This is a genomic window from Cryobacterium tagatosivorans (assembly GCF_004402215.1).
GTDB classification, from domain to species: Bacteria; Actinomycetota; Actinomycetes; order Actinomycetales; family Microbacteriaceae; genus Cryobacterium; species Cryobacterium tagatosivorans.
In genome coordinates this window covers 1-1,454 of record NZ_SOEZ01000003.1, presented here as the reverse complement: position 1 = coordinate 1,454, position 1,454 = coordinate 1, and the positions used below count along the sequence as shown (strand labels likewise).

At 63.4% G+C, this 1,454-nt stretch carries 1 protein-coding gene; it reads left to right on the top strand.

Annotated features, from left to right (window positions below; translation table 11 throughout):
- Positions 1-43: 43 nt before the first annotated feature.
- Positions 44-1,255 carry an IS4 family transposase gene (locus tag E3O23_RS00045; protein WP_134486504.1) on the top strand — a complete coding sequence of 404 codons (1,212 nt, stop codon included), beginning with the start codon at positions 44-46 and terminating at the stop codon, positions 1,253-1,255.
- The last annotated feature ends 199 nt before the right edge of the window (positions 1,256-1,454 follow it).

The window sequence follows — 1,454 nt, the reverse complement described above, 5'->3', positions numbered from 1 at the left end:
CGCAATACCGTTCAGTTAAGGTCTTTCGTGTTACGTTGACGGTATGGCGCGTACAGGGTGGGTGAAGCCGGTCTCTGATCGCCGGCTGTCAGATTTGGTGTCGGTGGGTTTGTTGACCCGCGTGTTCCCGGCTGATGTCATCGACGAAGTAGTCAAAGCGGCGGGGCGGACCGAGCAGCGGAACCGGGCGTTGCCGGCGCGGGTGATGGCATATTTCTCGATCGGGATGGGGCTGTATGCCGAAGCGTCGTACGAGGATGTATTTGCTCAACTGACGGATGGGTTGTCGTGGTCCTCTGGCTGGTCTGAGACCTATGCGCCCCCGTCGAAGTCGGCTATTTTTCAGGCGCGTCGGCGGCTGGGGTTTGAGCCGGTGCGGGACTTGTTCGCCCGCGTGGCGCGCCCGCTGGCAGGGCCTGACACGCCGGGGTCCTGGTTGGCCGGGCGGCGTTTGATGTCCATCGATGGAACAATCCTGGATCTGGCCGACAGCACGGTGAATGCGGAGTTCTTTGGCCGCCCGCCGGTCAGTCGGGGGGAGCAATCCGCTTTCCCGCAAGCACGCTTGGTGGCGTTGGCGGAGTGTGGAACGCATGCCGTTTTGGACGCGGTGATTGGCCCGTGCACGACGTCGGAAATTGAACTTTCCCGGGAGCTCGCGGGGCGCTTCAAACCGGGCATGTTGGTCCTCGCTGACCGCGGCTTCTATGGCTTCCGGTTGTGGGCGCAGGCGGCCGCGACGGGTGCTGACCTGCTCTGGCGGGTCAAGACGAACCTGCGCCCCCGGTATCAGGAGACCCTCGCTGATGGGTCCTGGCTGGCGCAGATCATCCCGACCTCGGGTACGGGACGTCAACAGACACTGCCGTTGACGGTGCGGGTCGTGGACTACACGATCGACGACGGACGCGACAGCCCCGACGCCTACCGGTTGCTGACCACGATCCTGGATCCGGACGAGGCTTCGTCGGAAGAACTCGCGACCGTGTACTCCGAGCGGTGGGAGATCGAGTCAGTATTCGACGAGCTGAAAACGCATCAACGCGGCCCCCGCATGGTGATGCGGTCCAAATCCCCAGACCTGGTCAAACAGGAAATCTGGGGCCACCTGTGCTGCCACTACGCGATCCGCACCCTCATGGTCGACGCCGCCCAGCACGCCCGCCGCGACCCGGACCGGGTCTCCTTCGTCGCCGCACTTCGAATCGCCCGCCGCTCCGTGGCCCAGGGCGCTTTTTCCCCCTCCGCGCCCTGATCACGCCAGGGCCATCTGGCGTCATGCGGTACTCGCCCTCGTTCGACGGCTGAATCCCGCTCGCCGACGAAGATCAAACCCTCGAGTCATCAAGCGCAAGATCTCCAAGTGGCCCGCCAAACGTCTCCACCACGCCCAATGGCCACAACCCCTGAACACCTCAGAAATCACCATTCAAACGCTTAACTGAACGGTATTG